Annotated in this window: 20 protein-coding genes; all 20 read left to right on the forward strand. The window is 42.8% G+C overall.

Annotated elements, in window-relative coordinates:
- Positions 1-176 precede the first annotated feature (176 nt).
- The 20 genes from ACFSMW_RS16980 to ACFSMW_RS17075 all read left to right on the forward strand — a co-directional run bounded on the left by ACFSMW_RS16980 (position 177) and on the right by ACFSMW_RS17075 (position 25328).
- Entirely contained in the window at positions 177-1841 is a 1665-nt protein-coding gene (locus ACFSMW_RS16980) for an amidohydrolase (protein ID WP_390357485.1), read from the forward strand.
- 32 nt (positions 1842-1873) lie between these two features.
- Positions 1874-2107, forward strand: coding sequence for a DUF3311 domain-containing protein (locus ACFSMW_RS16985; RefSeq protein WP_390357486.1), 234 nt, complete (start codon positions 1874-1876; stop codon positions 2105-2107).
- Positions 2107-3534, forward strand: coding sequence for a sodium:solute symporter family protein (locus ACFSMW_RS16990; protein WP_390357487.1), 1428 nt, complete (start codon positions 2107-2109; stop codon positions 3532-3534). The genes ACFSMW_RS16985 and ACFSMW_RS16990 overlap by 1 nt, the downstream gene beginning before the upstream one ends.
- A 595-nt stretch (positions 3535-4129) precedes the next feature.
- Positions 4130-6322, forward strand: a complete 2193-nt coding sequence (locus ACFSMW_RS16995; RefSeq protein WP_390357488.1) for a Xaa-Pro dipeptidyl-peptidase — start codon at positions 4130-4132, stop codon at positions 6320-6322.
- A 187-nt stretch (positions 6323-6509) separates the two neighbouring features.
- Positions 6510-8783, forward strand: a complete 2274-nt coding sequence (locus ACFSMW_RS17000) for an FIMAH domain-containing protein (protein WP_390357489.1) — start codon at positions 6510-6512, stop codon at positions 8781-8783.
- 96 nt (positions 8784-8879) lie between these two features.
- On the forward strand, positions 8880-11543 hold the full coding sequence (gene ggt, locus ACFSMW_RS17005) for a gamma-glutamyltransferase (RefSeq protein WP_390357490.1): 2664 nt from the start codon (positions 8880-8882) through the stop codon (positions 11541-11543).
- Positions 11544-11549: 6 nt separating this feature from the next.
- On the forward strand, positions 11550-11831 hold the full coding sequence (locus ACFSMW_RS17010; protein ID WP_390357491.1) for a TasA family protein: 282 nt from the start codon (positions 11550-11552) through the stop codon (positions 11829-11831).
- A gap of 92 nt (positions 11832-11923) precedes the next feature.
- The gene (locus ACFSMW_RS17015) at positions 11924-12682 is read left to right on the forward strand and encodes a peptidylprolyl isomerase (RefSeq protein WP_390357492.1); all 759 of its coding nucleotides are present in this window, start codon (positions 11924-11926) and stop codon (positions 12680-12682) included.
- On the forward strand, positions 12657-12821 hold the full coding sequence (locus ACFSMW_RS17020) for a hypothetical protein (protein ID WP_390357493.1): 165 nt from the start codon (positions 12657-12659) through the stop codon (positions 12819-12821). The genes ACFSMW_RS17015 and ACFSMW_RS17020 overlap by 26 nt, the downstream gene beginning before the upstream one ends.
- Before the next feature lie 752 nt (positions 12822-13573).
- Positions 13574-14158 (forward strand): TasA family protein, encoded by a 585-nt coding sequence (locus ACFSMW_RS17025; RefSeq protein WP_390357494.1) that lies wholly within the window; start codon positions 13574-13576, stop codon positions 14156-14158.
- A 121-nt stretch (positions 14159-14279) separates the two neighbouring features.
- Positions 14280-15860, forward strand: a complete 1581-nt coding sequence (locus ACFSMW_RS17030; RefSeq protein WP_390357495.1) for a M14 family metallopeptidase — start codon at positions 14280-14282, stop codon at positions 15858-15860.
- A gap of 86 nt (positions 15861-15946) precedes the next feature.
- Positions 15947-16540 carry a TasA family protein gene (locus ACFSMW_RS17035; RefSeq protein WP_390357496.1) on the forward strand — a complete coding sequence of 198 codons (594 nt, stop codon included), beginning with the start codon at positions 15947-15949 and terminating at the stop codon, positions 16538-16540.
- 28 nt (positions 16541-16568) lie between these two features.
- A complete protein-coding gene (locus ACFSMW_RS17040; protein WP_390357497.1) occupies positions 16569-18164 on the forward strand; it encodes a M4 family metallopeptidase in 1596 nt (531 codons plus the stop codon).
- 233 nt (positions 18165-18397) lie between these two features.
- Positions 18398-19240: an amyloid fiber anchoring/assembly protein TapA gene (gene tapA, locus ACFSMW_RS17045; protein ID WP_390357498.1), complete on the forward strand. Its 843-nt coding sequence runs from the start codon at positions 18398-18400 to the stop codon at positions 19238-19240.
- Positions 19203-19778 carry a signal peptidase I SipW gene (gene sipW, locus ACFSMW_RS17050; RefSeq protein WP_390357499.1) on the forward strand — a complete coding sequence of 192 codons (576 nt, stop codon included), beginning with the start codon at positions 19203-19205 and terminating at the stop codon, positions 19776-19778. The genes tapA and sipW overlap by 38 nt, the downstream gene beginning before the upstream one ends.
- 348 nt (positions 19779-20126) lie before the next feature.
- Positions 20127-21407, forward strand: coding sequence for an ABC transporter substrate-binding protein (locus ACFSMW_RS17055; protein ID WP_390357500.1), 1281 nt, complete (start codon positions 20127-20129; stop codon positions 21405-21407).
- Between the two features lie 134 nt (positions 21408-21541).
- Complete coding sequence (locus tag ACFSMW_RS17060; protein WP_390357501.1) at positions 21542-22465, forward strand: carbohydrate ABC transporter permease; 924 nt, start codon at positions 21542-21544, stop codon at positions 22463-22465.
- A complete protein-coding gene (locus ACFSMW_RS17065) occupies positions 22462-23286 on the forward strand; it encodes a carbohydrate ABC transporter permease (protein ID WP_390357502.1) in 825 nt (274 codons plus the stop codon). Before ACFSMW_RS17060 ends, ACFSMW_RS17065 begins: the two co-directional genes overlap by 4 nt.
- A gap of 32 nt (positions 23287-23318) precedes the next feature.
- Positions 23319-24359, forward strand: coding sequence for a LacI family DNA-binding transcriptional regulator (locus tag ACFSMW_RS17070; RefSeq protein ID WP_390357503.1), 1041 nt, complete (start codon positions 23319-23321; stop codon positions 24357-24359).
- A 72-nt stretch (positions 24360-24431) separates the two neighbouring features.
- Complete coding sequence (locus ACFSMW_RS17075) at positions 24432-25328, forward strand: ROK family protein (protein WP_390357504.1); 897 nt, start codon at positions 24432-24434, stop codon at positions 25326-25328.
- The last annotated feature ends 13 nt before the right edge of the window (positions 25329-25341 follow it).

A 25341-nucleotide genomic window follows, 5' to 3' on the forward strand; every position in this document is an offset into this window, starting at 1 on the left:
CATTTTACATTGGTTCGGACATCATGATGAAGGGATTGGTGTTACTTGACCTCCCCTTCCACTTTACTCACTTCATTTTTTCAAACATCACTTAAATTTACCTACTTTTCTATCAAGCAAAGCATTCTTTCCATATTTTTTTGAAAAAAACCAATATTAATACAGGAGGTTTTATTTTGGTACATGCTGATTTGTTAATTACAAATGCTAATGTTCTAACCTTGGATGAGAAAGGGCAACGTGCGGGTTCTGTTGCCGTAGAGAATGGACGAATTGTTGGAATATGGCCGGGGACAAGGCCGGAAAAGGATAATATTACAATTTCCTCTTCCACACAAGTCATTGATCTGAAAGGGGCCACACTAATCCCAGGATTTATTGATACACACAATCACTTACCCATGTATGCGCAAACAAAAGGTCAGGTAAATTGCAGTTCTCCCCTCAATCAAACGATTTCAGACATTAAGAAGAATATCAGCAAAAAATTAGAACAAACACCAGAAACAGAATGGATTCTAGGTTATGGATATGACGATACCCTTCTGGAAGAAAAAAGACATCCTACTCGTGAAGATTTGGATGCCATTGCGCCAAACCATCCAGTTTGTATAAAGCATATTAGTGCACACCTGGCAGTCGCTAACTCGAAAGCACTGCAGTTGGCAGGAGTCGACGATTACCAGCCAGATCCCGCAATTGGCTATTTCGGACGGGATGATTCGGGGAGAATTAATGGGGTCCTATACGAATTTGATGCAATAGAATCGGTCTATTCTAAAATTCCTGATAAGTCAGTGGACGAACAAACGGCACTATTAAAGGCAGCTATAAAGGATTATCTCGCTCAAGGGATTACGATGAACACGGACGCTGGTGTCGGCCTTGATAAAGGAATAAATGATTTGGAGTTCCATCTTAAAGCGATTGAAAAGCATGCAAATCCGCTGCGGATGCAACTCATGGTTATGCATGATCTCATGCGACCGAACGGACCGTTTGCAGAATACACTGCAAGTGAACTAAATGAGGAAATTCAAAACCGCACAAATGGAATGGCAAGCCTTGATAGTGCAAAAATGTTTCAGGATGGATCTATTCAAGGATTGACGGGTGCTTTAAGGAAACCATATGAATGCGATGCTACGTTACACGGGGATTTATGTCATGATCAAGAGGCATTTAATGAAGAAATATATGACTTGCATAAAAGAGGGTTTCGAATTGCTATACATGGAAATGGGGACCGTGCAATTGGTTCCATATTAGATGCATTTGAATATGCCTTAAAACGATCACCACGCAAAGATCATCGCCATCGCATTGAGCATGTACAAACCGCAACTTTAGAGGATTTAGATCGGATGGAGAGACTTGGTGTAGCGGGATCATTTTTTATCAATCATGTTTATTTCTGGGGTGAACGGCATGAAAAGGTCTTTTTAGGACATGAACGTGCAAAAAGAATCAGCCCATTGGCAGATGCTATCGAGCGCAATTTATTGTTTACTTTACATTCGGATTGTCCTGTTACCCCTATTTCCCCTTTGTTTTCTGTGTGGGCGGCGGTTAACCGTTTGACGAGAGAAGGAAACGTGTTAGGGGCTGATCAGCGAATTGATGTCGAAACCGCGTTACGTTCTATGACTATATATGGGGCAAAATTGAATTTTGATAAACAGCATACAGGAAGCATAGAAATAGGTAAAAAAGCTGATTTTGCTGTTCTTCAGAAGGACCCTACCAAGATAAACCAAATTGAAATTAAGGATATTCCTGTTTTGATGACTATTATAGACGGAAATGTTGTGTATGAAAAAGGGGTTTTGGTATCTCATTAAACATAATTATCGATTGGGAAGGTTGGGATATAATGTTATCACGACAGTTCGCAAGTTTGTTGATAGGACTTGTCATACCCTTCGCCGGTGTTTTAGGAGGCATCTTTTTCACTAGCAAAATGGATACGACTATATTAGGTTTCCCAATCCTTTATTTTTGGGTGTTTCTTTGGTTTCCACTAACAACAGTGTGTCTTTGTATTTCATGGCACTTTTTTGACCGCAAAGTTTATGAGGACGGTATTGAAGAAGGAGGGGGGGAATAATGACAACCGTTGTGTTTGTAGGAGTTATTCTTTTAACCCTCATCATTGCTGTCCTTTCCCGCAGTGGAAAAGATGCAACGAATGTTGAAGACTACCTGGTAGGTGGCAGATCATTTAGTGGGATAATCCTTTTTTTCCTGGCTGTTGGTGAGGTTTATAGTATTGGTACAATGATAGGATTTCCAGGTGGTATTTATGCTATGGGTCCAAGTTATGGTATTTGGTTCTTAGCTTATATTCTGCTTGCCTATCCTGTAGGATATTATATTGCACCATTAATATGGCGAGCTGGTAAAAAGTATGGTGCTATGACCTTACCAGATATTTTTAAGGGACACTACTCCCATAGAGGGTTAGAACTGACCGTCACCCTTGCCTTTTTGATTTTCCTTATTCCATGGGCACAGCTGCAATTTCAGGGTCTCATTGTAGCACTTAGTGCCTTAGGATTTAATCTTTCCCCTCTAATTGCTGTGTTAATTTCCGGGGCTCTGGCTTATACTTATATTTCCTTTTCAGGTGTAAAAGCTCCAGCGCTTATTTCTATTATTAAAGATATTTTAATGTTTGGCGCTATCGTTGTGGTTGGTATTATCGTCATTGTAAAAGTTGGAAGTGTTTCGGATCTATTTGCGCTTGTGAAAGAAAAGGGCGCTCCTGTAACCATTGGAAGTACGAATGAAATTGTTTATACAGTCACTACTTCTTTTGTGCAAGCGATTGCTTTTAACTTTGCACTTATCGTTGCCGCGGTCATGACTGCTAAATCAGAAGTAACAGTGAAGAAAACCCAGCGGTTTATGCCTTTGTATATGCTCATGTATCCTTTCTTAGTGGTGACTGCTTATTATGCTTTAGTAGCAATTCCAGATTTAGACCAGCCCAATAATGCGTTTATCGCTTCTGCGCTCGCCCTTTTGCCGCCATGGGTAGTTGGCTTGGTTGCTGCTGGTGCAGCGTTATCTGGTATCCTGGTGCTAGCTGTTATTGGCTTAAGTCTCGGTGGGGTGGTTACCAGAAATTTAGTACACAAAATACCGGAAAAATCTCAGCGGAAATGGGTACAAATCTTTGTGTTATTTTATCTGGTCATTTCAATGTTCATAACGGTCTATGTTCCGCAGTTAATGCTAAACATTATTGAAATGGCATATTATGGATTTGCCCAATTTGTGCCGGGATTATTAGCAGTCTTTTTCTTCCGGAAAATTACACCAGCCGGAATTATTTCAGGAATCATTGCTGGTACAGCAACTGCTGTTGTGATGCATTTTAATGATATCAACTTATTCAGTATTAATATCGGTTTAGTTTCTCTTGCCGTCAATTTTATTGTGATGTATGCGGTAAGTATGTTATTTAAGAACGCTAACCAGTCGGTTATTCCGACCGCAATAAGACGTGAGAAGAAGGAAAAGGTGGTGTAAACTACAAGCTGTCTTGCGCCTGCTACAAAAGTTTTGAAATAGATTTTTAATCTGTTTACTTTAAGGGAGCTTCTTATTAGGAGGGCTCCTTTTTTTGTTCCTGCTCTATACAGCAATTACTATGCGTGGCTTTGCCTTGATCACAAAGTGTGAGACTCGACTATGATTTTTTGTCTGCACTTAATGATATCTGGGTAAGCGGCCATTGCTTGAAATGTTTCGACAAATATTTAATACTGTTTACCTCTTATCTAATTCCTCAAAGCTTTGACCAGATGAAATGCCCCATTTCGACGCAAATCGGCATAATCAGCGGAAAGCTGGAAAGAAAAACATCCAAAATAGGCCATAAAACGGCTTAAATAACCACTAACTTTCCCAATACACGAGTTTATTCATATGTAGTACCATTAAATTGTAGGAAATTATTAAAAATTGCGAAGATAAAGGAGATGATTGAATAAGGGTTTTCCATCATTTGCGTTTTTTTGATTGAATAGTGACGGTAAGGCGAAATTGTATTCTCTATGCCGCATTTCCAACTGCGGGGATACTCCTAAACTACCAAAAAACATTACTGGGAGGTTGATCTCTATTGAACTTATTTAAAAAGGGAATGGTGGTTTTCACTGCAGTGCCACTTTTGATGTCCTCTTCGATGGCCTTTGCGCAGGACAACGGGCAGGAACAATCGAATAACATATCGGACCAGTATCGTACAAGCATCGATGCATATCGCATCAACATGAATGAAAACAAGGAAAGCCAAGAAAGTGACAGTATAGCAGATCTACAAAAAGTAATCAAACAGTTGGCTGAAGCTGGTGAAATTGATGAGGATGGTGCCGCAAATGCACTGCTGCTCCATTTAAACGCGGTTAACCGGTACGCAAAGCTAGGCCAGGTAAAAAAAGTTGTCAAGCATATGAAGGGTTTTGAAGTGTTGTTGAAAGAGCAGTTAAAGAAAAAAGTCATTTCCCAAAAGGCTTACAACAATCTTTATGAAAACAGCACAGTAATTATTGATAAATATGCCGTAACACAGCCTGTTTTCTCGTACGAGAATGCCATTCGTGAAAAGGTTTATGTCGAAACGAATATGGACAGCGATATGGATGGAAAGCCGGATAAGGTGGCAGTGGATATCATTCGTCCACGTGAAACCGGTAACCAGATAAAAGTGCCGGTCATCATGGATGCAAGTCCATATTACGAAAGTCTTGGCAGAGGGAATGAAAGTGAACTGAAGGAATGGGATAAGGATGGAAAGCCGATTAAATTTCCTCTCTACTATGACAACTATTTTGTGCCAAGAGGGTATGCAGTGGTGTTGGCCGACATGATAGGTACGAGTCAATCAGATGGGTGTCCGACAACTGGCGGAATCGAAGATATTAATAGTATCAAAGCGGTTGTAGATTGGCTTAACGGACGTGCCAAGGCAAAAACATCCGATGGAAAAGAAGTAATCGCCGATTGGACGAATGGAAAAGTCGGCATGATCGGAAAGTCATACGATGGCACACTTGCAAATGGTGTAGCGGCAACGGGTGTCGAGGGCTTGGAAACAATTGTGCCGATTTCCGCAATCAGCAGCTGGTATGACTATTATCGGTACAGCGGCATCCCTTATTACCGGGGAGGGCCGGCTGGTCTGGCAAATACTGTTGTCAGTTCCAAAAGCAGAAACATCTGCAAACCGGTTCGCGATCGTTTGACTGCAGAATCAGACGATAACACCGGCAATTACAATCATTTTTGGGATAAACGCAATTATTACAAAGACGCAAGCAAGGTGAAGGCAAGTGTATTCGCCATACATGGGCTAAATGACTACAACGTAAAAACGAACCATTTTTCACAGTGGTGGGATGAACTGGAAGAAAATGATGTGCCAAAAAAGCTGTGGCTTTCCAGAACAGGACATGTCGATCCATTTGATTTTCGCAGAGAGGAATGGGTGGACACGCTTCATTTATGGTTTGACTACTGGCTGCAGGATATCGATAACAGCGTGATGGATCAGCCAAGCGTTGATGTTCAAAGAAACGACCTGAATTGGGAGACGCATGACAGCTGGCCAGATAAGAAGACAGAATATGTCGACATGCATTTCAATCCATCCTCTGATGGTGACTCAGCAGGTCCGGGGGTTTTAACTGCGGATCCCGTCGAAGGAAAGCATACACAAAGTTTTACAGACGACCCCAAACAAAGTGAAAAGCAAATGGTAGAAAATGAGATGGATAAAAAAGACCATCGGCTGGTATTTCTGACCCCAAAACTGGAGAAGTCAGTCAGAATCAGCGGGACACCGAAAATTAATTTAAAAGCCAATGTCGATAAGCCTGACACAAACTTTACCGCCTTGCTTGTTGACTATGGAACTGGCGCTCATGTTGCTGAGGATGTCAAAACGCTTGATATGAAAGATTGCTGGGGCGATAGCAGTGCAAATGACAGCGCTTGTTATAGGCGCACAGAAATGGTCACTAGTACAGATCCATATGAAATAGTCACGCGCAGCTGGATGAGTGCAAAAAATTGGAAATCCATGACCGAGAGCAACCCTTTGACGCCAAATAAAAATTATTGGTTCCGCTGGGATGTTCTGTCGGAAGACTATGTGTTTGAAAAAGGACATCGGATCGGCGTCGTTATTGCAGCAAGTGACAGCAGCTGGACAATACCGGCACAAACCCAGGCAACCATTGAAACCATCCTTGGAGATAGCAATATGGTACTGCCTGTTGTAGGGGGTAAAAATTCACTCGATTTTAAAGACTAGCGTCCATGATCGAACAAGAAAAATATTTTAATCGTGTAACACGGTTAACTGTTGCGCACTCCTAGAAAAACACTTTATCCGTTGGGAAAGGGGGTGAGCATCGTTTAAACGGAAAAGAAACGTGATGATAAGAAGGTGCATTTGCCGGGGTTAAAACAATCTGTTTTTAAAAAGGAGGAAGGTTAATTTGAAAGTACGGAACAAAATCGCCTCATTTTCAACTGGTATCCTGCTTGTAATGTCCTCATCCATCGTTTATGCCGAGGAGCCGGGGAAAGATAAACTGCCCGCACCGGTAGATCCCCAATCATGGGTTGTTCCGGAGGATATGACATGGAATGACTATAAACAGGTCCCTGGGATCGACTGGGCTACTGCGGATATTAAACCGAAGACGGAACTGAAAGGGGCATTGATTTTAGTCGATTTTCCTGATCGGGATTTTATATTGAGCGAACCAAAGGGATCTGATCCGGCGGGTAATCCGCAAATCGACCCCATTCCCCGAGAAGACCTGGCAGATTTTTGGCAGAACTATCTGAATGTACCCAGTGAGATGAACAACCATCAAACAATCGATGGTTTTTGGAAAGAGAATTCTTACGGGAATTGGGGTGTAACCCTTGATGCTTATGGTCCTTACCGCCTGGATAAAAACGAATTTCAATACGGACTTAGTGATGGCATGAACGCAGGCTTCCTGCCCAAAGAATATGAAGGCGGAAACCTGTTTAGCGACTCCGTTTCCATTGCAAAGGATGACTTAAACGCATCTGGCACAGATTATGACTTTGCATTTGTCGTCCATGCCGGCTACGATGAATCAACTGTATGGCAGGAGCTCGGCGAAATGAAATTTGCGGATCAGAACGCTGTGACTGATGCATTTGGCCCGCCGGATTTACCTGGTTTTGAGGACATGCCGAATTGGGCCAAGACACGCTACGTGCCATGGACATCTTGGCTTGCAGCAAAGAGTATCTGGTCTGCGGCATCCAGTGCAAAAATCAATGATAAAACGATTCGTGTTTCTATTCAGGGAGAAAGCGATGGCATGTCCACCTTTGCCCATGAATTTGGCCATCTGCGCGGACTTGGGGATAACTATAATAATGCTGCCCTCGACCCTCGCAGTTATTCAGGGTACTGGGAAACGATGAGTCGCGGCGCATTCAATGGTCCCGGCGGAACCCATACCCGCTGGATGATTCCGGCCACGCTTGGTTCTTCTCTGGCGGCACCGCATACGCTGCGTAATAAGATGAAACAAGGATTTCTGGCTGATGATGAGGTGCTGAAATTAAACCGTGATGAACTGAAGGAGACTGGACCAGTATTTGCGGATGTGACGGCACGTCAGGTACCGATTGGCAGTGAATTCGGGCGAACCGGGATCCATGGTATTAACATCAGCATGGATGATTTAACACCGAAGGATTATCTTGGCGACGACTGGCGAAATGATATGCTGGGTGGTCAAGGCTACAATAACTACACCCTGGAGGTGATAGATCGAATAGGTGCGGACTCCTTTGCAACCGATTCCGGTGTATTGATTTCCAAAACAAAAAATGCGGAGAGTGCCCCGAATGTGTGGGTGGTTGATTCGCATCCGGAAGATATTAATTTGGCAGATTTCACAAAACCGGACGGTACAACGGCAATGGTTACTAAAGGTGATCCGAGACAGCTGGCCGATGCATTGTTCCATGCAGGTAACGGAGAGCGTCTTGTCAGTGGAGATTTGAAGGATATCAATGAAGCAGATATTGTCAGTGAATACGAAGACCCATACAATCGCCTCCATTTTTATATTTTGGGAAAACATAAAGATAAAGATGGCGTGCTGAAATACCGGACTGCAGTACGACATACGGATGGTGCGGGTGCGTACAAGCGGGGAATATCTGCCGAAACAGGTGCTGTAGAACCAGCAATCCCCGGAAAAGTGGCGGTCTATCATTTTAAAGTAACAAATACTGGAGAAGCAGCGGATCTTGTCCGGATCAAAGCAAAAACAGATGACGATTGGGAGCTTCAGCTCGACCATAATGTAATTGAAGCAGAAGCAGGAAAAACTGTCGATGTGCCAGTATACGTCGATGTCCCGGCAGGTAAGAAGGCCCCGGCGACGCTTAGTTTTACAGCTTCTTCGGAGACTGATGCTGATCAAACTGCCACGGAAGAAAACATGTTGCTGAACAATATCAGTGCGGCTGATATGGCTGCCCTTGTTGAAAGCTTTGATCATGACAAAGCATTTAAGAATGGCGCAGCACATGCATTAAAAATGCATCTGGATTCTGTAGCTCATTATGAAAAACAAAAGCAAACAGATAAAGTTATCAAACATATGGAAGGGTTTAAAAAGCTATTGGAAAATCAAAAAGACAACATGACAAAAAAGGCGTATGACAACTTAAAAGCTGAAGCGGACGCGTTGATTAAGATTTGGAAATAATTTTTTGAGATTAATAGTTCAAGGTAATCCATCTGTGCTGGAGCACATCTGGCACAGGTGGAGCGGATAACAGAAAGTGCCAAAGGGAGGGGTATCATGAAAAAACATAGTGTCAAGCTTTTGTCCATTGTGCTCGGGTTGTTTCTGCTATTTGGAATCAGCGGTCCATTTGCCCAAGCTCTAGGCAGCGATGATAATACAGGATATGAACCGGAAAATCCCGGTGTGAAGCCAGAGCAGATGGCTACAGGTGATCAAGGTATGGTAGTGTCTGCGCATCCGCTGGCATCGAAAGTCGGTGCAGATGTATTGGACCGAGGCGGAAATGCTGTTGACGCCGCAGTGGCAATGCAATTTGCGTTGAATGTTGCAGAACCAATGATGTCAGGCATCGGCGGTGGCGGGTTCATGATGGTGTACGATGCGGAGGAAAAAGATGTATCTATCATCGACAGCAGAGAACGCGCGCCAAGTGGGGCCACACCAGATATGTTCATGGATAAGACAAATACTGTACAAGAACCAGGAAAATTTTTGTTAAGTGCAATCGAGAGCAACCATGACGGTCAGGGGCAATTTCATGTTGCAGATGTAAAGGTGGACGACCTTGACCAACCTGGTAATCACACTTTTTCCTACGATTTTAAAGGAGAAAATGGAGAACCCTGGGATGCGAAAAAATTCGATCTGTTTGAACGCGGGACAACCTTACGAATTGATGAGCATGGCGGGCAAATCAAATTTGGCCCGACTGTGAATGGAAATAAAACATCTTTTGCCCGCTCGACTGCAGAAATGGAAAAACTGAAAAACAGCGAGCTGTATATGAGGTTTCGCACTGATGACCCGGGTAACGACCGCCGGTTGAGGATATGGCTTCGCGCAGACGGCTATCGTTCCGGTAGTACATTTGCCAAAAACGGGTATGGCGTTGAGATTGATTCCCATACGCACGAAGTGAAATTGATCCAATCGAAAGACTCCCAAAGTTCATATTTGAAAACGCTTCAATATGATACATCTACTGATTGGCAATCATTAAAATTCCGTGTCGAGGACGATAACCTTAAGGTGAAGCTATGGAAGGATGGAACCGAAGAGCCTGACGCTTGGAATATCGAAACAGAAACAGGAAGTGTCATTCCTTTTTCCGAACGTGTACAAATGGGGCAGGCAGTTGGTGTTCCGGGCACACTTAAAGGATTGGAAACTGCACTTGGCAAGTGGGGCACACTTTCGTTGAACGACCTTATTCAGCCGGCAGTCAAAATGGCTGATCAAGGTGTGAAGGTTAATTGGGTATTGGCGGACGCCATTGAAAGTAATTCAGAGAAACTCTCGCGCAGTGCCGCCAAAGACGTCTTTCTGCCTGAGGGCAAACCTTTAAAAGAGGGTGACCTTCTTGTCCAAAAAGACCTGGCCGATACATTCAGATTGATTGGAGAGAAAGGTAGCGATGCCTACTATGACGGTGAAATCGGATCAGCCCTTGCGCAAGTTGTTCAAGAATTTGGCGGAAGCATGACAGCGGCCGATTTGAAAAAATTTGATGTGACCGAAGATGAACCTTTATGGGGCAGTTACCAAGGTTACGATATTGCATCTATGCCGCCACCCAGTTCTGGGGGGCTTACTGTACTGCAGTTGTTGCAGATGTTTGAAGAGCTTGATCTTACACAATACAACGTCCGTTCATCGGAAAAATATCATTACATGGCCGAAGCGATGCATCTTGCTTATGCGGATCGGGCGGCATATATGGGGGATCCGGAATATGTCGATGTACCGATGAAAGGTTTGCTGGACCCCAACTATATTAAACAACGTGCGGCGTCCATCGATCCAGATAAGGCCAATCCGGATGCCGGCCCAGGTAACCCTTGGGATTATCAAGATGGCAAGCCTGCAAAAGTAGTCGAACAGGATGATCATAAGGTCGATGGGGAAACCACCCATTTTTCCGTTGCGGACAAATGGGGAAATATGGTCTCTTACACCACGACAAATGAGCAATTGTTCGGGACAGGCATCATGGTTCCGGGTTATGGCATCATACTGAACAATGAACTGACCGATTTTGACGCTATTCCGGGCGGATCCAATGAGGTTCAGCCGAATAAGCGTCCGTTGAGCAGTATGTCACCATCGATGGTCTTTAAAGACGATAAGCCGTATATGACCGTTGGCTCGCCGGGGGGAACGACTATTATTTCTTCTGTCGCCCAAACCATTTTAAATACCATCGGCTATGGGATGGAACTAAAAGATGGGATTGAAGAACCCCGTATCTACAGCAATCAATATCCGGAAATTCGCTGGGAACACGGTGTCCCGGACGATGTGCGGCGACAAATGAAACTGATGGGTCATGAATGGGAGGCCGAACCAAAGGAAATCGGCAATGTAAACAGCATCATGATCGATCAGGAGCTTGGTTTATATCATGGTGCGGCGGATTCTACAAGGGAAGGAATGGCTATCGGGATCGAGGAGCTGAGTGTCACTTACATGAAAACGTTTGTTGAACGCCTGCAAAGCGAAGGAGAAATTTCCGATGATGCAGCCAATAAGCTGAATATGCACTTAACAGCCATCGAACATTTCGTGCATCAAGAATCGACAACAAAAGCGATTAAGCATATGGAAAGCTTCAAACTGCTTCTGGCACACCACCAAAAAGATAATCAATCGATTTCCAAGAGAGCGTACAACCTTTTAAGGGAAGACGCTGACCAGATGATAGAAAAATGGCAGGAGTAGAACGTTGTGTGGTCTGCAATTTTTTTAAAAGGATCCATACTCTCAGAACGATCAAAAAAGAACCCTCCAGGGGAAGACAAATTAAAGGATATGAGTCCCAAGTCCGTGACGGATAAGGTATTCGATGACGTTTTAGAGAATGGCGGTCTTGAGGTGGACGAGTCGCAAGATATGGTTGTCGAATTTGAATTTGTTGACAGCGGCGAAGACCAGAACCAATTCCAAGGAGACAGCCTGAAACTCGAATGGACCTTTTATGCAAAACAAATGTCAGGCAAAGAACTTTAAGGGAAATATCGAAAGAAGCGGGTTTCTGTTTCTTCAAAAGCACATCAAAACGTGTTTGGGGGATGGAATAATGAATAGGAGAGGTGAACAGCATGAAGAAATGGCTATCAGTTTTGATATCGGTTTTATTCATAGCAGTGCTTGCCGCTTGTTCCACCAGCAGCACCAGCGGTAGCGGCAAAGTAATTGTGAAAACTGGTGCAGGGGATATTACGGAAGAAGATTTATACAAGGAATTAAAAAAATCTGATCAAGGAAAACAAATGCTCCAACAATTGGCTTATATGAAAATATTAAAGAAGAAGTATAAGGTCACAGATAAAGAGCTAAATCAAAGACTGGAGGAACTAAAGAAGCAAGCTGGCGGTGAGCAGGAATTTGCCATGTTTATGCAGCAGCAGGGCATAAATGATGAAAACGAAATGAAGGATCAGCTCGAACAATCCCTATATCTTTTGAAGGCAACGACGGATGGGGTGAAAGTTTCCGAGGATCAAATAAAAGATTACTATAAAAAAAATAAAGAGGCATTCACTAAGGTTAAAACGAGCCACATTCTTGTGAAAAAAGAGTCGACGGCTAAAGAGATAGAAAAGCAGCTGAAAACTGCTGCTGATTTTTCAGCATTGGCAAAAAAGAAATCCGATGATAAGGCTTCAGCAAAAGAAGGCGGCAATCTTGGCTACCTGTCCCAAAAAAGCCAGGAAATCGATCCAACATTTCTTTTAGCAGCTATGAAATTAAATAAAGGGGAAGTTAGCAAACCGATCAAAACACAATTTGGATATCATATCATCAAGGCAACGGATAAAAAGGTGGAACCTATTGCAAAAAGCGAAAAATCAAATTAAGCAAACCCTGCTCCAGCAACAAGCGAAACCGGCAGAGGAAGTGTTAAATAAGCTTAATAAAAAAATTGAAGTCAAGGACAAGGCGTTTAAAGAGGTATTTAAAGTGGATGAGCAATCTGAGGGAAACAATAATCAATAGAGATGGATGCTGATGATGTCGTTCCTATTTCCCACATGATCATATAAAGAGGTATTTCCCAGCAAAACGGTTTTTCGGGTCTTAAGGTGCTTTTTAGCTGTGCTCGTTAAAAATGGATTTGGTCTGGTTGTAGTCAAACCAATCATGACGGCATTACAGAAAGCAGATGCGGCTTAACCGTTATAAAGCCGGGACGGCATTTTTGGAGGGAAAGAGAGCGCAATAAGCGATTTTAATCAACGCTTATTGCTTTTTTTTTTGGAGAACTTGGGTTTTTGCCAATCTTTAAGTCTGATGTTATCTCCTAGTCATGGAGGTGTGAATCAAAATAAATCTCGTTCATTAACCAATACATTCATTGAACTTTCCATTTCTGGGAAAGTCGGTGATAAAACGACAATATTCGTGGATAGAAACATATCGAATGTTGTCGTAACAATGTAATTTTTCCCAATACAAAATATTTTTGACTGTGATAAGCTTATTTTAATAGAAAAACTAGAAATGCATAGAAAAATATGAAATATAGAGGTTGACTTAAGGTCTTTCGGTTTTTTAGTCAGCAAATGTAGAATATGGCGGCTGATTTAATTCAACTAAATACAGTTAACTGCTGTTCCAAAATTCGCTGGCATTTTGATAGATAGGTTTTAGATAGGATTAGCAGAAAAACTATCCGTTTGTATCGGCTTATAAAAAAAACTTATAGGCCGTTCAAAAATAAAAACCTTTAAAAGGAGGAGCAGAACAGTATGGGGTTGAAAAAACAGCTTGGCGCAGGTGTGGTTGCGGCAGCACTTGGTTTAGCATTGGTGGGAGGGGGGACGTATGCTTATTTTAGTGACAGTGAGGAAGCGCATGGAACCTTTGCAGCTGGAACATTAGACTTAGCGGCTCAGCCATCGACTATCATTGATATTGACAATATGAAGCCGGGAGACTCGGTGGAACATGACTTTGAACTTCAGAATAAGGGCACGCTCGATATCAAAAGTGTCACGTTGAAGACAGATTATAATGTTGCTGATGCAAAAGGGGATAACAGAGAGGATTTTGGCAAATATATCGAGGTAGAATTTCTGTATAATGCCGATCAGCTCAATCAAGTCGTTTACAAAACAACACTGGATAAGTTGAAAAGTATGAGTCCTGCGGCTATAAAGGAGAAGGTGTTCGATGAACTGATGGAAGATGGCCTCAAAGCAGGTGAAGAAGACGATATGCTTGTGAAATTCAACTTCCTTGACAGTGGGGAAAACCAAAACCAGTTTCAAGGGGACAGGCTCGAACTGAACTGGACATTCAACGCCGAGCAAGGTAAAGATGAAGATTTATAGCATTACGATGGATTTGATTTACCATCATTTGAAAGCGTTTACTCATCAGTTGTATCTATCCACAAAAGTATAACAAGAAAACACGGTAAGTCAGCTTTTCAAAAAACTGAAGGAGGAGATTATGGTGAAAGGTCTTTTACAACGAAAGTTCCTGCATGTAGTGGTGATTCTGACCATGGTTTTGGCTATAGGTCCGATGTCAGCAATGGCGGAACAAAGTAAAGACCATAAAGCTGATGCAACAGTGCAACAGGCAAAAGCAGCCCAGAATGTGCCAAAAACAGGGTTTGAAAAGCGAGATGGTGATGGGTGGACAACTACCGAAGAGGAATCCCAATTCCTGAAAGAGGTAGCCTCAAAATCTGATCGTGTCACTTATTCCGTTGTGGGGACATCCAATGAGCATCGCCCTTTGAACCTGGTGAAGGTTGGATTTCCAAAGGCGCCATCTGATGCTGATATTGCAGCCGGACACAATATTCTAATCATGGGGACTCCGCATGGTAATGAACCATCGGGGCATGAGGCATCTCTAATGTTGTTACGGGATCTGGCATTCACCGATGATCCGGATCTACTAGAAACGCTTAAAGATGCGACCATACTGTTCATTCCCGAGCCTAATCCGGATGGCCGGGAAGCCAATACGCGGGGAAATGCGGATGGCATCGATAACAACCGTGATCATTTAAAGCTTGAAACGCCTGAAATCCAGGCCGTGGAAAGTGTCATCAATAAATTCCAGCCGGATATTGTCGTCGATGCACATGAGCGCCCAAGTGCCAAAGGTAATCCTGATTTAGAAGTATTGTGGGCCCGTAACTTCAATGTTGATAAACCGCTGTATGAAATCAGCAAGGAAATGGTCCAGGACTACGTGCGTCCGGATGTGGAAAATGCGGGTTTTACAACAGGACTGTATGGCAACCCACCAGGTTCGGGAAGTGGTTCGGAACAGATCTTGCGTAATATGTCCGGTTTGCGTCACAGTATTGGGCTGTTGACTGAAGCTCCTGGCCAGCAAGAACCAAAAAGAAGAGTCGAAATGCAAAGAGCAGCCATGGATTCCGTGTTAAATTTCTATCATGAGCGGTTCGATGAGGTTACGGGAATTACGGAACAGTCGAAGGTAAATAAGGAGGAAGATGGAGCAAATCAAAAACCTTTTTATCTTTCGGGCACACGTGATTGGGATCAAACGGAGTATCCGCCGACCATACTTGATCCAGCCCCTAAAGGCTATTTGATCACTGATTCACAAGCTGAGGATATTAACCGGCACATTCATTTATTCTCTTTGAAGACAGAAAAGGTTGGAAACAATGGGATATACGTTTCCATGAAGCAGCCGATGATGACTATTGTTCCGCTTCTTATGGATCATGGGGCTGACTTCAACGAGGTTGACGGGATTCCAATATATGATACGGATAACCCTGGTACTGCTGGTAATGCAAAATCACTTGCCGATTTTTATCAGGAGCAGGGTGAATTTAAAAATGACCAAGCGGCTGCGAAAGTTATTGCTCATTTGACTGTCATACATCATGCGGAACAACTTGGTCAAAGTAATAAGGTTGTAAAGCACTTGAAGGGATTTAAAGTACTGGTTGGTCAGCAAGAACAAAATGAAAATATTTCGGATAGGGCAGCTCATATGCTGAACAATTATGCTGATTATCTGCTTGAAAAATGGCAATAGATTTCAAATCGGACTCATGAAAACGCGTTTATTATGATGAGTCACAAAAGGAAAGCCAATTTGTCACAAATGGGGAGGAATTGAAAATGGGTTTAAAGAAAAAAATCGGGATGGGGCTTGCAACTGCAACATTAGGCGCTTCATTAATTGCCGGAGGCTCATTTGCATATTTTAGTGATCAGGCAGAATCACAAAGTACTTTTACTGCGGGGACATTGGACCTGTCTATGAATCCTGAAGTAATCGTTGATCTGGATGGACTGAAACCGGGTGATCGTATTGTTCGCGATTTCGAGTTAAGCAATAGTGGAAATTTGGATATTGCAAAAATCAATCTTGGTACCAGCTACAATGTGACTGATGTGGCGGGCGATAATGATGAGGATCTTGGAAAGTATATCAGGGTGAATTTCCTGTGGAATTGGGATAAGGAAAAAGAACCGATTTTTGAGACCACATTGGATCAATTGAGAGATATGTCACCGGATGTTGTAGAGAAGAATTTGCAGCCTTTAATAAAAGGCGGGCTGGAACCAGGTGAGACGAATGACCTCTGGGTGGAATTCGAATTCGTCGATAATGGCGAAGATCAAAATAATTTCCAGGGTGACGGCCTTAAACTGAAATGGCAATTCAACGCCACTCAAGGAGATGGAACGGCGTACGACGGCACGAATTAATGCCAAATAGCCATGAAAGGGTGAGATGATGAAGGTCAAATTAAAGGTAAATAGAAAAGTCTATTCTTCCATTCTCGCTTTATCAATAGGATTCGGCGGGGTTGTCTTTAGCAGCGATACCGTACATGCTGCTGGTAAAACCAAAATCCAGTTTGATAAAGCATACCACACTCCTTCTTACATTATTGAAAATTGGGAGGCGCCTAAAGGATTGAGCAAGCACGAAATGGTGCAGGCTTATATGCACGAGAAATTAGGTGAATCCAAAGGATCTTTTAAAATAGTAGCACAGGAAGCAGATGAAAAAACGGGATCGTACCATTTTAAGCTTCGGCAGCAATATAAAGGAATCCCGGTATTCGGAGCCGATCAAACATTGGCATTGAATGAAAATAATGAGATTACCTCTTATTTTGGGACGGTAGTTCCGCACCTGGATAACAAAAAAATCAATACGGACGCCGTTGTTTCAAAAGAACAAGTAATGGACAGGGCAAAACAAGCCATTGAACAGAAAATCGGCAAAGTAAAAGAATATGATGGGGAGGTGGAAGCTAAACCATATATATATGAATATGATGGCGAATTTTACCACACCTATCTTGTAACTGCTTCAACTACGGAGCCGGAAATTGGATTTTGGCATTACTTTATTGATCCGGCAAATGGCAAAGTGATAGATCATTTCAACGCTGCAGAACAGGTTACTGCTTTTGGAACAGGGGTGTATGGAACAAAGCAAAAGTTTGAAGCCACAAAAATAGACAGTAATTATGCGCTTCAAGATACAACGCGGGGCCAGGGAGTAATGACATTTGATGCCAGCAATGATATGGCGCTTGTCACCAGTCCGAGCAAAATGTTCCGTGATGGAGCATCCATCGATGCGCATGCCAATGCGCAGAAGACTTATGATTACTATAAAAAGACATTCGATCGAAACTCTGTCGATGATAATGGCCAGTCATTGTTATCCCGTGTACATGTTGGCGTCGATTGGAACAATGCTTCATGGAATGGGGTATATATGTCTTACGGTGATGGAGATGGAAAACGATTCAATAATTTAGCTGGCGGGCTGGATGTCGCTGCTCATGAGATGTCACATGGAATGGTGCAGCATACAGCCAATTTAATTTATCGTGGCGAACCTGGTGCGTTAAATGAATCTTATGCAGATATATTCGGTACCATGGTTGAACGCGAAAACTGGTTGATGGGAGAAGATATTATGGCGGATGGTACGCCTGCATTGCGTTCTTTAGAGGATCCGCCATCCCTGATCGATCAAAATTATTCGAAAGAACCATATCCTGATCACTATAGCAAGCTATATACCGGCAGTCTTGATAACGGCGGCGTGCATGTCAACAGCAGCATCAATAATAAAGCAGCCTATCTGGTTTCCGAAGGCGGTGACCATTATGGTGTACACATCGATGGCGTTGGAAGAGAAGCGACGGAACAAATCTATTACCGTGCCATCAGCAACTATATGACATCAAACGCTGACTTTAGCATGATGAGACAAGCTGCTATCCAAGCTGCAATCGATTTGTACGGTGAAAAATCTGCACAGGAAAAAGCGGTAGAGCAGGCATATAATGCTGTAGGCGTCCATTAAGGAATTGGGAGAAAATCTGGCTATCTATCTTATTGTTGGATAGCCAGATTAGATTTTCGTTGGCGGTAGGTTCTGCTAGTTTTGCCCAGTGCAGGGGCTGCCCGGAGCCAAAGTGGGCTGTTTGCCCATCAAAGTTGTTTGCAATGCGATGAATAATATTTTAATTGATATTTGCAGAGGGGTGTCATTGGACGCCGTTCCTTTCTTGGATAATCTCTCTAGGTGGTGGTTTCTTGCAAAATAATCGAAAAAAATCCTACAGAACAAAACATCGTAAGCTTATAGTTGCTTGGAAGATTTTTGCTATTTGTTACACCTTTCTTTTTACGGCATCTTACTTATCATCTAATACTTCAGCCTATTTCAACACTCAAACAGTAGCTTCATCAACGATTGCTGCAGGGGTTTGGGATAAGGAAGTGGAAAAAGCGTCGCTGTCTTTCAAAAACGCCAGCAATCAAAATAGTAAGACCTGTCCAGGTATGATTCACGTCAGTCTGGAAAATACCGGAGATAAGAATATGCAGAAAGCAGGCACATACACCATATATTACGCTGAGAAAGATGATCCCAAAAACGGCAAGGAACTGAAAAAGGCGCCTATACGTGTGTTGACTCCAGGAGATACGATGGAGCTGGACTACGAAGCAACCAAACCAGGTACATACATTTTCAAGGCAGCTCAATCCGATGAGGATAGTATCTGGAGCAAGCAGTTTAAGCTGACCTGTAGCAATGAGACGAATGAAAAGGCGGGGAAAGCAGGATCATCCAAACCTGAATCTGGCGAAAATAAGAAAGACAAACAGCATGCACAAAAAAGCAGTGACAAGTCTTATCAGGCTAAGAAAGAAAACAATGAAACTGTAAAAACGAAAGCAGATAAGACTGATGCACCTGATGATAGCCAAACAAGTAGTAACGAAAATACAGAATCCAAGTCTGATAACAGGAATGAAAGTACGGAAATTCATTCAAAACAAAAGAAACATGAATCTTTGGAGAAACAAAAAACCACAAATGCAAAGAAGGGAGATTATGATGAAGAAGAGAAAAGCGGTAAGATGGATAAATAACACTGTTTCCCTATTTCTTGCTGCGTTGCTAATCCTTGTTGCAAGTATTGTCATTATTTCTAAAGCAAGCGGTGGCGAACCACAAGCATTTGGCTATCAGATTAAAACAGTTTTATCCGGATCAATGGAACCAGACATCAAGACAGGTTCTATCATTGCTGTCAAACCTGGCGGGGATATGACCCGTTTCAAGAAAAACGATGTAATTACATTTACAAGTGATGAAAATATCTTGATTACACACCGCATCGTAAAAGTCATGCCCAGTGGCAACAATGTTCGCTATCAGACAAAAGGGGACAATAATGATGGACCGGATATGAACCCAGTAATGTCCCAAAATGTTGTAGCTGAATATACAGGATTCACTGTCCCTTATGTGGGATATGCACTGCATTTCCTGCAATCCAAAAATGGTGCCTGGCTCATGCTGATACCAGGATTTTTATTGATGATCTATTCAGGAGTGACAGTTTGGAGGGCGTTATCGGAAGTGGAAAAAGAAGCACCAAACAAGGGTACTGAAAACGCAGGGTAACGTACATTTGAGGGGTTTAGCATGGAAGGTATGAGAGATACAAGAACCGTAGTTTACGCTGGCGGCGGGAAACTTTAGCTAAAAGCATTTAATAAAAACCTAAGGCAGGAAACCAGTTTCCTGCCTTTTAAACATTGTTTTTAAAAAACAGTTGAAATTCTAAAAATCTAATCATATACTTAACAAAAGAAAGCGGTTTCCTGTTTTGAGGCCCTTCATTTTTTATCGATTATGGAAACCGGTTTCCTAATAAGTCAAACAAACAACGGAGGTGGTACGTTTTATTTGAAACAATCGCAAAGAGGACGAATTACTTTTTCCAACAGTAAAAGCACAGGGGGGATTCAAATGAAAAAAGGCAAGTTTTTATTAATTAGCGGATTGGTAATGGTACTTATTTTCATGCTGGCGGCATGCAGCAAAGATTCAAATGCTGATGGCAAGAACGAGGAAGTCACACTTAAATTCTGGGTATTCGGTGCAACAAACTACGATGAATTGGCTAAGGAATATGAAAAAGAAAACCCGGGAGTCAAAGTGAAAGTGAAGACTTCAGAAAACGATGATCACCATAATGGTCTGTTCACAGCTTTATCAGCGGGACACGGTGCCCCGGATCTTGCAATGATTGAAATTGACCAGCTTGACCGATTTAAAGAAGCAAAGGATAGATTCGTAAACTTGTATGATGTGGGTGCAGATAAAGTCAAAGATAAATACCTGGACTGGAAATGGGAGATTGGCGAAAGCGAAGATGGTGATTTCTTATACGGACTGCCAACGGATATCGGTCCGAAAGCAATGTTCTTCCGTACTGACTTGTTCGAAAAAGCTGGGTTGCCAACAGACCCTGATAAGGTGCAAGAGATGATCCAGTCAAAAGATGATTTAATCCAAGCAGGGGAGAAAATCAAAGAAAAAACTGGCAAACCATTGGTAGATAGTATGGAAATGGCTTATCGTGCGGTAATCGATGGTGCGACAGAAAGCTTTTATGATGAAAAAGGAAATCTTTTAGTTGAAAATGATGGAAACGCTGTTAAAAAAGCTTACGATTTGGCCGTGGAATTCAATGATCACGGACTGGTTGGAGACTATGATATGTGGACACCGGAATGGGGAAATGCAGTGAACAATGGCGATTTCGCGATTGAAATGGGTGCTGCCTGGCTGAAAGGCTGGATGAAAGATAATGCGCCGGATGCTTCGGAAAAATTCCGCGTTGCGACACTGCCAAAGGAATTGGCTGGCAACTGGGGCGGGTCTTATATTGCGATCCCTAAGGAAACAAAACATGAGAAAGAAGCTTACAAGTTTGCGAAATGGCTGACATCTCCTGATAATCAGCTGAAGTCTTTCAAAAGCGATGCAGGATTGTTCCCATCTTCACCGGAAGTTTTTGATATGGAGGATTTCAAGAATATAGAAGATGAGTTCTTTGGCGGGCAAAAAACATCACAGTATTTTGCTGATGCAGCAAAGGATATCAATTTTGTATATAAAGGCAGCAAGTACAAGCCCACACAGGATGAAGTTCTCAATGCGCTGAAAAATGTCCGTGAAGGTGCTGATCCTGATAAAGAATGGAAAGAAGCTGTAAAACGTATGAAAAAATTACAAGATAGATAAAAAAGCTTTCACCCTTATGGATGTTTGCTGAATGGCTGTTTTTATTGATAAAAGGAGTCTGCGTCAGGATATGCTGCATTGATATGGCAGTCAGCTGCCATATCGATGTCTTTTTCAAGGGAAGGGGGAAAGACATGGCTTTTAAACGGAAACACCGTTCAGAGGAAACAAAAGATAAAATCAGCGCTTACCTGTATATTTCGCCTTTCTTTATTATTTTCGCCATTATCGGGCTGTATCCAGCTATATTCAGTATTTACCTGGCTTTTCAAAAGTGGAATGGGTTCAGTGAAATGGAATATGTCGGCCTGCATAATTTCAGTGTGGTTCTGCATGATCCTTTATTTTGGAAGTCTCTGTACAATACGGTCATCATGGGCATCCTGGGGACAGCGCCGCAACTTATTGTTGGAATTATACTGGCGTTTATCCTCAATCAGGCATTTCTAAAATTCAAGAATGCCTTCAGGGCGATGATTTTTTTGCCATATATTACCTCTATGGTAGCAGTCGCACTGGTATTCGGTGTGTTTTTCAGCAGCAATGACACCGCGCTGGCAAATTATACTTTGGATGTATTCGGGTTGGATCCAGTATCTTGGAAAACCAGCGAGTGGGGTGCTAAAATCGCTATTTCCATCATGGTGTTTTGGCGTTGGATTGGGTATAACACGATTATTTATCTGGCAGGTCTGCAAAGTATACCAAAAGATTTATATGAAGCAGCACGTATTGATGGCGCTAGTGTTTTTCAGCAATTACGCTATATTACGATTCCATTGTTAAAGCCGTTTGTCATGTTGACAGTGTTCTTTTCTACAGTAGGAGCGCTGCAGTTGTTCACGGAACCGACAGTATTCCTTGGTTCTGCTGCCTTCAGCAGGACTGAAGCGATGACGGTCGTGATGTATTTATACCGTGATGCATTTAGTTTACAGTCATTCGGAACTGGTTCGGCGACTGCTGTTATCTTGCTTGGGATTATCGTTATTGCTTCGGCAATTAATACGTACCTGTCATCAGGAATCCGCAAAAGGAAGAAGGGGATGAAGCTATGAAAAAAATGACGGTTGGAAGATTTTTCGTATATGTATGCTTAATCATAGCTTCCTTCTTATCCATCTTTCCTTTTTACTGGATGTTTGTAATGGCCACCAGGCCAAGTGCGGCGTACAACGCCATACCCCCTACAATGACACCCGGCCATCAATTGGTGGAGAATTTCCAGAAGGTGCTGGATAAAATTCCATTTTACGGTGCCATGCTTAACACACTGATCGTTTGTTTGGTTGTCACTGCAGTTGTGCTCTTGATCAGTTCCTTGGCGGGATTTGCCTTTGCTAAATTCAAATTCCCGGGAAAGAATATTTTTTTCATTTCCATCTTGTTGACGATGGTTATTCCACCGCAGCTTGGACTGATTCCACAGTATTTCCTTATATCCAAGTTTGGATTGCTGGATACCTTATTAGGTGCGATGGTTATTTTCTTTCTGAATCCGCTGGGGATCTTCTTGATGCGCCAGTACATTTCCCAGTCTGTACCTGATGAGCTGGTAGAAGCAGCCAAGTTAGATGGTTGCTCCAATTTCCGTATTTTTTACCGGATTGTGCTGCCGATAATTTTACCTGCGTTTGCGACATTGGGAATTATCGTATTTACAGCAACATGGGGAGAGTTTTTATGGCAATTCACTGTTCTTAGGGACCCGGATATGTATACAATACAGGTAGCCTTATCTTCCATGAATACGACGAGCAATGTTGATTTTGGAATGCTGATGTCTGGTGTTTTCTGGGCGACCATACCGCTTGTCATTGTGTTCCTGATGTTCAATAAACTGTTCATTTCCAGTATTACGGAAGGATCAGTGAAGTAGGGCGCGAGATTATACAGACTTGAGGTTGAAAGATGAAACTGACAATAAAAGATATCGCGAAAATGGCTAATGTGTCCAGAGGAACCGTTTCAAAAGTGATCAATGGTTCAGGAAGTCTCAGCCAGCAAACAATAGATAAAGTGAATAAGATTATTGAAGAGACCGGTTATCAGCCGACATTTTCTGCCAAGTTGCTCGCAACAAAAAAGTCCAACCTGATCGGATTGATTTTTGCCGGGGATATCAATGCAGAGATGAACCACCCGGTATTCAACGATATTGTCAATTCGTTTAAAAATGTTGTCGGTAATCTTGGTTATGATATACTGCTTTTTTCGAATAAATCATTTAGCAATGGCGGACAGGATTATTTGAAGAGGTGTGTTCATTTCCAGCTTGATGGATGCCTGGTCATTGCGGGGGATGAAATTGAAGAAGCAACCAGGGAACTGGACCGCAGTAATATTCCATGTGTCGGGATCGACATTGAACTGACAGGCCCGAACTCCAGTTATGTCACGACAGATAACGAAAAAGTTTCCGAATCAGTCGTGACCCATCTGTATTTAAACAGCATCCGGGAAGTGGCTTTTATCGGCGGGCCGGAAAATTCGTTTGTTTCGGGAATACGCAAGGACAGCTTCTTGAAACATATGGCGTCATTCGGTATGCAGGTGGAAGAAGATTGGATCCAGCATGGAGATTATTTTGAAGAGAGCGGCTACCACGCTATGAAAAATATATTGCGTGCTAAACAGAAACCACAGGCAGTATATGCTGTTTCCGATATGATGGCGCTTGGTGCATTGCGGGCAATGAAAGAAGCAGAGGTGCGTGTGCCAGAAGATATGAAACTGATCGGCTGTGATGATATCGAAGCTTGTCGTTACAGTGATCCTACACTGGCGACGGTAAAGCAGGATAAAGAAAAAATGGGCAGGCTGGCAGCTGTGATGCTTCATGATCTAATTAATGAAACAGCACAGCCCCATGCGATGAAAGTTGATCCTGAGTTGATTGTGCGCGCATCGTGCGCTTTTGATACGGCACAGGTTGATAAAGAAGAAAAATGATGTGTACTGCAGCTGGTGATTTTGTGAAACAAAAAGACAACAAGACATGAGAGGGAATATGAGGTGCAGGCAATGAAAAACTTTTTGGCTGTTGATATCGGTGGAACGTATATCAAAACTGCTGTGATTGATGAAGCGGGATCCATCATGAAAATAAGCAAGATAAAAACGCCAAAATCACTGGCAGGACTAATGGATTTAATAGCGGATTTGAATCAGGTTCATCCGGGGACGCAGGGGATTGCTGTCAGCTGTCCTGGTGCCGTTTCTGAAAAAGGCGTTGTACATGGTACCAGCGCTTTGCCTTACCTTCACGGACCAAACATCAAACAAATGATGGCAGAGCACACTGGGCAGCAGATATTCATGGAAAACGATGCGAACTGTGCTGCCTATGCGGAGCTCTGGAAGGGCAAAGCAAAAACAAAGCATGATGTACTTGTCATCGTGATTGGCACCGGGATCGGCGGAGCCATCATTAAAAATGGAGAAGTGCATAAAGGCGCCAATCTGCACGGCGGTGAGTTTGGATATATGCTGATTCCGACTCATTCTGAAAACGGTTTCGATACATGGAGTGATACAGGGGCAACAGGCGCTTTGATCCGAAAGGTTGCATGGTTGAAGCAGCGGAAAGCCGATCAATTGACGGGAGAAGAAATTTTTAACCTAGCCACCGCAGGCGACCCGGTGTGCAAGCGTGAAGTTGCGGCATTTTATCGGTACCTAGCGCTTGGCATATACAATTTGCAATACATTTATGATCCAGAACTGATTTTAATTGGCGGTGGAATCAGTGCAAGGCCAGATTTAATTCAACAAATCAATACCAGCATCTCGGAAATCTTGCGGCGATTGCCGGGTTCAACAATCAAACCGGTTGTCGACACCTGTGAATTCCGTCAGCATGCAAACCTGCTTGGCGCAGTTTATGGATTGATGCAATTAGAGAAAGAGGCATTACATTAGTATAAAGGAGCTG

Source organism: Tigheibacillus halophilus, from assembly GCF_042683165.1.
GTDB classification, from domain to species: Bacteria; Bacillota; Bacilli; order Bacillales; family Amphibacillaceae; genus Tigheibacillus; species Tigheibacillus halophilus.